8 protein-coding genes are annotated in these 6,347 nt (G+C 55.2%); 2 read left to right on the top strand and 6 right to left on the bottom strand.

Annotated features, from left to right (window positions below; all coding sequences use genetic code 11):
• Nucleotides 1–192: 192 nt before the first annotated feature.
• From ABJO75_RS14425 to ABJO75_RS14410, 4 genes are read right to left on the bottom strand one after another with little or no spacing between them, the layout of a single operon-like run.
• Nucleotides 193–753, bottom strand: coding sequence for a TetR/AcrR family transcriptional regulator (locus ABJO75_RS14425; protein WP_348132822.1), 561 nt, complete (start codon nt 751–753; stop codon nt 193–195).
• Nucleotides 754–760: 7 nt separating this feature from the next.
• The gene (locus ABJO75_RS14420) at nt 761–1,822 is read right to left on the bottom strand and encodes an FAD-dependent oxidoreductase (RefSeq protein WP_348132819.1); all 1,062 of its coding nucleotides are present in this window, start codon (nt 1,820–1,822) and stop codon (nt 761–763) included.
• A gap of 3 nt (nt 1,823–1,825) precedes the next feature.
• Nucleotides 1,826–2,494, bottom strand: coding sequence for a cupin domain-containing protein (locus tag ABJO75_RS14415; RefSeq protein WP_348132818.1), 669 nt, complete (start codon nt 2,492–2,494; stop codon nt 1,826–1,828).
• Between the two features lie 30 nt (nt 2,495–2,524).
• Nucleotides 2,525–3,145, bottom strand: a complete 621-nt coding sequence (locus ABJO75_RS14410; RefSeq protein WP_348132815.1) for a glutathione S-transferase — start codon at nt 3,143–3,145, stop codon at nt 2,525–2,527.
• A 149-nt stretch (nt 3,146–3,294) separates the two neighbouring features.
• On the opposite strand from ABJO75_RS14410, the gene ABJO75_RS14405 reads away from it, so the two are divergent.
• Together ABJO75_RS14405 and ABJO75_RS14400 are read left to right on the top strand one after the other, a co-directional pair.
• Complete coding sequence (locus ABJO75_RS14405; RefSeq protein WP_348132813.1) at nt 3,295–4,008, top strand: TetR/AcrR family transcriptional regulator; 714 nt, start codon at nt 3,295–3,297, stop codon at nt 4,006–4,008.
• Nucleotides 4,009–4,029: 21 nt separating this feature from the next.
• Nucleotides 4,030–4,962 carry a hypothetical protein gene (locus ABJO75_RS14400; RefSeq protein ID WP_348132811.1) on the top strand — a complete coding sequence of 311 codons (933 nt, stop codon included), beginning with the start codon at nt 4,030–4,032 and terminating at the stop codon, nt 4,960–4,962.
• A gap of 43 nt (nt 4,963–5,005) precedes the next feature.
• Here the strand turns inward: ABJO75_RS14400 and ABJO75_RS14395 are convergent, their stop codons facing one another.
• Nucleotides 5,006–5,182: a hypothetical protein gene (locus ABJO75_RS14395; protein ID WP_348132809.1), complete on the bottom strand. Its 177-nt coding sequence runs from the start codon at nt 5,180–5,182 to the stop codon at nt 5,006–5,008.
• 215 nt (nt 5,183–5,397) lie between these two features.
• On the bottom strand, nt 5,398–6,324 hold the full coding sequence (locus tag ABJO75_RS14390) for a GntR family transcriptional regulator (RefSeq protein WP_348132807.1): 927 nt from the start codon (nt 6,322–6,324) through the stop codon (nt 5,398–5,400).
• Between the last annotated feature and the right edge of the window lie 23 nt (nt 6,325–6,347).

Here is a 6,347-nt window from a genome sequence, read left to right as displayed (position 1 = left end):
CAATCAAATCGCTGAAGCGCAAATTGCCTCAAAAGCACTCAACCGCACGACAGCTCTCGGTCGTGCGGCATATGAGCGTGTCTTCTGAGACAAATGGGTTTGGGACAAACTCGCCTAAAACTTGATCCCTGCAACATGGTCGCAGCAGGCCAAAATCGGTTATGTCTTCGACCGGTGTTGGCGTGACTTACGTTAGCGGGCCATCAGTAGCTTAGTCGCCTTGTCAAACGCGGCGAGGTCATGCTCGGCGTGCGCGGCGAGATGTGCACCTTCGAGCGTGGCAAGGGTTGCGTGTGCTTCCGCTTCAGGGACGCCTACCGCTGAAATGGTGCCATCCCGTTTGCCCAGCTCAAACAGGTCTGTGATCCATGTGGTCATCATGGATCGGAAGGCGACGATTTTGTCCTTCACTTCATCCGCAAGGCTGTCACGGCTGATGGTAAATGCCACGCAAAGGCATAATGTTTCACCGCCGCCCAAGGCATTGCGGTAAAAGGCTACCAATGCTGCCAACCTATCGGCCGCGCTTTGGTGCGTTGCGTCTATATCGGCGCAGACCTGTTCGACCGATGCATGATAGCGATCCATGAGCGCGGCAGAAAGCACCGCTTTGGTGGCAAAGTGGTAATGGATAGATGCCTTGCGAATGCCCGAGACCTCGGCCAGATCGGCATAGCTGAATCCATCAAACCCGCGGCTGCGGGCGGCTGTTTCAGCGATTTCCAAGAGGTTTGTTTTGGTGTCTTGTGCCACGTCGGTTCTATCTTTCGGGTTTGGTCAGCAGCCTTAACGCATTTTCCGCGGCTTCCAAAGCCCCTTCCAGATAGCCCCCAAATTGCTGCGCGACTTCGGTGCCGCCAAATATCAGCTTGCCGTCCCACAATCCGCAGAGTGTTGCCGGCAGGCCGTAGTCTGGATGGGCATAAAGTGGTTGCTGGTCCTGTGCATTGGCCGTGAAGGGATCAATTGCCCAGTCCTTTATGCTGAGGCTCAAAGGCGTCGCGGCTTGCGAACCGAAGAGACGGGTAAGTTGCGAAAGTATGTGCTGTCTGAGCGCATGTTCATCGTTGCGCGCTTGGGGCGGTACGCCGAGGAAGCCGAATAAAGCATAAGGCCCGCCTTGCGCGGGGGAGGCATCGTGAATCTCCGCCAAAGGGCCAAGACGGCTCATTGCATTGCCCGACAGTCCAACTTCGCGCCAGAAAGGTCGGTCATAGATGGCAACAGCCTTGGCATGGCCCGCCATCCATGTCGCAGTTTGGTGCATGGCTTCCATGGAAGTGTTGGGCAAGGCGGGGGCATAGGTGATCTGCGCAGCGAGACGGGGCGGGAGCGCCAGCACGGCGCGGCCTGCGGTGATTGTGCGGCCACCGTGCAACTGTGCGGTGACGGTATCGCCTTGCTTCGTCAGGGCGGTGATTGCACAGGATAGACGCAGATGGCTTGCTGGAACGCTCTCGGACAAGCATTCAATCAGGCGGATCAAGCCACCTTCAAGACGGTAGGACCCCTGCATGGATGAGAATCCCTGACCGCGTTGGGTCTGCCCCTGTGTGTTCTCGAACATCAGATCGCCTCGGGAGTATTGAGCAAAGCGTCTCAGCCCTAAATCACTGATCAGTTTTGCGATCCGCTGCTGGCCGGGCCAGAACCACGCTGGACCCATATCGTAAGTGGCCCCTTCATGCCGGACTGCCGAGATCCGTCCGCCAAGGCGGTCGCGTGCCTCGGCTAAAAGAAAGCTCTGGCCGAGATCCGTCAGGCGGCTTGCAAGGGATAGCCCTGCAAGCCCGCCCCCGATGATAAGGGTATCGGTGTGCATCATTTACGCCTGAGGCGCCTTTGCAAAGGGCAGGTGGCCCGTTTTGATCCACAATTTGGCACCCTCCGCCCCGCCGACGGCCGACAGGGTTTCCCCATCCGGCAGGCGCAGCCAATCGTTCTTTTGCAGCACGTCGCCGCCGACTGTGATGCTGCCGCCAATAACTAGCACCTCAATGCCGCCCTCTGCTTGCGATTTCAGCGTCGCTTCCGCATCAATGTGGCTGTAGCTGACGACCTCGCGGTCGTCCTTGTGCAGGATCGCCGTCGCCACGCCCTCAACGGGTGCGGCCAATTTCTCCGCCATCGTTTTGCGGAACTGTGTGCGGTCCTCCATATCGAACTGCCACAGTTTGACAAAGATCGTGCAGCCCTCGGCCGAGCTGGGGGTGTGCGATGTTGTGGGCGGGTTGCGCACATAGGTGCCGGCAGGGAAATCGCCATGCTCGTCCTGAAACACGCCCTCCAGCACGATGAACTCTTCACCGCCTGTGTGCGTGTGCGCCGAAAATGCGCTGCCCGGTGCGTAGCGGACGATGGTTGTGGCCCGTGCCACCTCGCCGCCGATGCGGTCCAGCATGCGCCGGTCTACCCCCTTCATGGGCGAGGCCTGCCACTCCAACTGGTCAGAGTGAACGACAACGGGGCTGTCGAAATCTGCATTCAAGTTCATTGTTCAATTCCTTGTCGTGAAGGCGTGCGCTTAACCCGCGATGGATGGCCGTTGCGCAACTTTTGCGCGCCAAGCTTGAAGATGTTTTAGAGATTGCGGAATGTCTACTTTGGCAAAATCCGCAAAGGCCAGCCCCGCAAATGTCGTGATATCCGCAGACGAAAAGCTATCACCCGCAACATAGTCGTTTTTGGCCAAAACGCCATCGAGGTAGGTCATCGTCGTGGCTGCGACCTCTTTTTGCTTATTTCCCCATTCAGCGCATTGGTAGGTTTCCAACTCGGCACCCAGCCCCGGTGTCGCATGGTGGAAATAGGCACCCACGGCGTTCAGCAAGCCTGCTTCAGCGCGGGCGTTCATCATCGAAATATGCGCACGTTGCTTTGGCGTAGTTCCGGTCAGGGAGGGGCCGTCATAGGTGGCGTCGATATATTCGGTAATCGCATTGCACTGGGCGATGTGGGACCCATCGTCCAGTTCAAGGCAGGGGACAGTCGCATCGGGGTTCTTTGCTTTGAACGCGTCGGTGCGATGTTCGCCCCCCATGACATCCACGGCGATGAATTCCGCCTGTTCGGAAACGCCTTTCTCGGCAAGAGCGATGCGCACGCGGGCGGGGTTTGGAAATCCTTCAATGTCGTAAATCTTCATGGTGTGTTCTCCTGCATTTCTGGCCTCTATCTATCAGTAGGTAGATAATTTGGGCAAATCACGAAATTGAGAGCGCATGAAGGAGGGAAAGCTATGCAAGCATCGCGTCTTGGTTAGGTGCCTACGCAAAACGGGCATGGGCAAGACTTATGAAAAGTAGACGCCAAGCACCGTGCGCCTCGCGAAAGTTGGGTTGCTGCCTTGACATTACCCAACGCAGTCAGAAAAAAGAAATGAATATTCATTACTATAACGGTTCCGATTTGAAACGCTTACCGCCCGAAGCCACACAGGCAAAAATACGCACTGCACTTGTTCAGGAAGTTGCGAAACAGGGTATCGGCGCAACTTCGGTCGGGGCCGTTGCCAAACGCGCTGGCATGTCGGCTGGAACGATCTACCTACACTTCGAGAATAAGGAAGATATGCTGAGGAAGGTCTTTCTTCAGATCAAGACCGAAATTCATACCCTTATGATGTCCTCGGCGGGCGACCCGGACGCCAAATCCATGATTCGCAAAATGTGGTTTGACCTTTTCGGATTTGTGGCGGCCCATCCGATGGACTTTATGTTCGTCGAATATGCAGGCGCGGCGCAGATACTGAGTAAAAAACAGGCGCGAAAAGTAGCGGATATGCAGCTTGAAATCGCAGCATTGATCCAGCGTGGCATAGATGAGGGCGCGGTCGTCGATATGCCCGTTCCGACGGTTACGACGCTGCTGATTGCCCCGGCAATGCAATTGGCCCGCTTGGGCGTGTTGGCCAATGAACAACCTTCTGAAGAAGCGCTTGGGCTGGTGTTTGAGCGTGTTTGGCTGTCGGTCTCGGCTAAGCCTTCCTTTGGAAACTTACCCGACTGACAGTTCAAAAGGACGTAAAACATGAAGAAAACCCTCACTTCCCTCGCGCTCGCGACGGTTCTCGGATTTACCACCGCAACAACAGCATCGGCAGATGGCATGACACTGACACAGATTAAAAACGGCTATTTGGAACACGGTGCGCTGGCGCAATATCACCGTTGGTATCAGGTCTATGAACGCGCTGAGGGGGGGATCGAAAATGCACTGGATATCCTTGCCGAAGACGTAGCTGTGACTTCTGGTTTGGGGACTGCAAAGGGGCATGAGCAATATGCAGAGAGGGTTGGCCAGCTTCCACAAAACTGGCAAAATGCACATCATGTCCGCGATGTTCAGGTCAGCATCAATGATGATGGGTCAATGGCCCTGACCGCAGATATCACATACCTTAACGCTGGCCTTTTGGAGGATGGCGGCATTCGGGCGGCTGACCTGACTTACACAATGTCACTGGCCCCTACCGAAAGTGTGCTGCCCAAGTTTACCGAGATCACAATCGGGCAAAACTCTGATGGCACAGCCGATGAATTCATCGATGCCTATGCCGAGAACCGCCTGCGCAGTCTGGTGCATTATTGGTTGGCGTTGATTGAAGACCCGTCTCGCAACCCTGAACCCGTTCGTGAAATTTTGGCGGATGGATTTACCCTCAACTTCTCCTCCGGGGTAATCACCGACTTTGCGGAGTTTGAGGCCTGGCTTGCTGGTCCTGGGTCGCAAGTTGAGGCCAGCACGCATGTTATCAGCGAAATTTCAGTTATGGAAAATGCTGACGGCACCTATGGTATGACTGTTGATTTCGATTGGGCCGGAATCTTGCCGGATGGAAACGAGATGGTGGCGAAGACGCGACACAACTGGACCGCGACCAACGACGTGACTGAACGGTTTGCGCGTATTCTGTCCGTCGATGTCGAAGTGCTTGAGCCGTTCAGGCCACGTTCTGACTGATCTGCCGAATGTAGGCCTGACCCACGTCCCACAGGTGTTCTGCTCAAACGTCATGGTGAAGCTGAGCGATAATGCGAGACGCAGTCGCTTCGTTGATCGCCAGGATCGTGTTGTAAAGAGTTGCGATTCTTAGCAAGGATTTAACGTCGTCGTCGTGGGGCAAGGCCGAAAGCGGGTCGATGAAGAAGAACAGAGCATCGGGGCGTCTCTCGGCAATCATCGCCCCAATTTGCGCGTCCCCGCCCAGAGGCCCGCTTTTTCAGGCAGGTAATGCCCAAATCCACTGCGCGAGAAAGCCGTCCTCCGGTGGTTCCTGTCCCGTAGAGAGCGAATTCAACCAATGTCGATCTATGCGAACGTGCCCACTCGATCATCGTGTCTTTTTTCAGATCGTGGGCGACCAAGGCGATTGATCGAAAATTCACATTCCGAGTTTTAGAGATTTTCATCATTTCGCTCCCTATCGTGTGCCCAGTTCCGTGCCAATGGAGATTTGCGCTTGAGGGCACCACTCAGGTGTTGTCGCATCCTGTAAGACGCGTCTGCGACATTGCCTGATTCCAGATATGACAGGATTTCCAAGTGTTCGGTGCATTGTTCAATCAAACGCTCGCAGTTCACTTCGGCGCGATACTCCATTAATCGGCGCATCCGGTTTACCCTTTGAAGGGCCATGTAAAAAAAGGGATTTCCCGATAGTTTGATAAGTTCCTCGTGGAAGAGCGCGCCGTTTTGAAGAAGAGCTTCGCCAGGTGTGCTGCTTAGATCCATATTTAGCATACCTTCCTGAATACGACGCTGTTCATCGAGGATCTTGTGATCCAGCTGAAAAGAGGGCTCCAGCATGGCCGTGGGTTCGATAGCCATTCTGAACCTGTAAATTTCATCGAAAGCCTCTGGGGTCTTGGCTACTGGAAGAAGGCGCCACCCGTACCCCTCTTTGCGTTCTGCCCAACCTTCGCGAACGGCCCTGACAAGCAGATCTGCGGCTTTGGCTTTGGTCCAGCCGTATCGCTGCCGCAAGAACTGTTCGGCGACCTCTTCGGGAATTTGGTTGGTCAGCCAGTCGTTTGCAAAGGTCTGATAGTCATCCGCATCTGCTGGCACCGCGTCTGTTAACCCGTCTTTAAAGCTCTCCGGAAGGCGCTCCGAAACAAAGTAGCCTCTGTTGGGCTGGCGGGTAAGAACTTGCTGAATTGCCAAATTTTCAAGTGCTTCCCTGACTGGGGTGCGGGAGACGCCATACCGGTCTGCGATGTTCTGAGCGCTGATATGTTGCCCGCCCGACAATGTTCCAGAGACGATATCATGCAGTAACCGATTGGAAATATTCGTGGAAAGCTCGCTGGTTCGTGCAGCCATCATAACCTCCGATGTCGCCTTGA

Origin of the sequence: Sedimentitalea sp., from assembly GCF_039973035.1 — a bacterium.
Lineage (GTDB): Bacteria > Pseudomonadota > Alphaproteobacteria > Rhodobacterales > Rhodobacteraceae > Sedimentitalea.
Note: the sequence above shows the minus strand (reverse complement) of the source record. Positions and strands in the feature narration are given on the sequence as shown.

What these genes read in the sequence shown, in the direction of transcription:
- ABJO75_RS14420 (WP_348132819.1), bottom strand. Translation starts at nt 1,822, where the DNA reads ATGCACACCGATACCCTTATCATCGGGGGCGGGCTTGCAGGGCTATCC.
- ABJO75_RS14390 (WP_348132807.1), bottom strand. Translation starts at nt 6,324, where the DNA reads ATGGCTGCACGAACCAGCGAGCTTTCCACGAATATTTCCAATCGGTTA.
- ABJO75_RS14410 (WP_348132815.1), bottom strand. Translation starts at nt 3,145, where the DNA reads ATGAAGATTTACGACATTGAAGGATTTCCAAACCCCGCCCGCGTGCGC.
- ABJO75_RS14415 (WP_348132818.1), bottom strand. Translation starts at nt 2,494, where the DNA reads ATGAACTTGAATGCAGATTTCGACAGCCCCGTTGTCGTTCACTCTGAC.
- ABJO75_RS14405 (WP_348132813.1), top strand. Translation starts at nt 3,295, where the DNA reads ATGAAAAGTAGACGCCAAGCACCGTGCGCCTCGCGAAAGTTGGGTTGC.
- ABJO75_RS14400 (WP_348132811.1), top strand. Translation starts at nt 4,030, where the DNA reads ATGAAGAAAACCCTCACTTCCCTCGCGCTCGCGACGGTTCTCGGATTT.
- ABJO75_RS14395 (WP_348132809.1), bottom strand. Translation starts at nt 5,182, where the DNA reads ATGATTGCCGAGAGACGCCCCGATGCTCTGTTCTTCTTCATCGACCCG.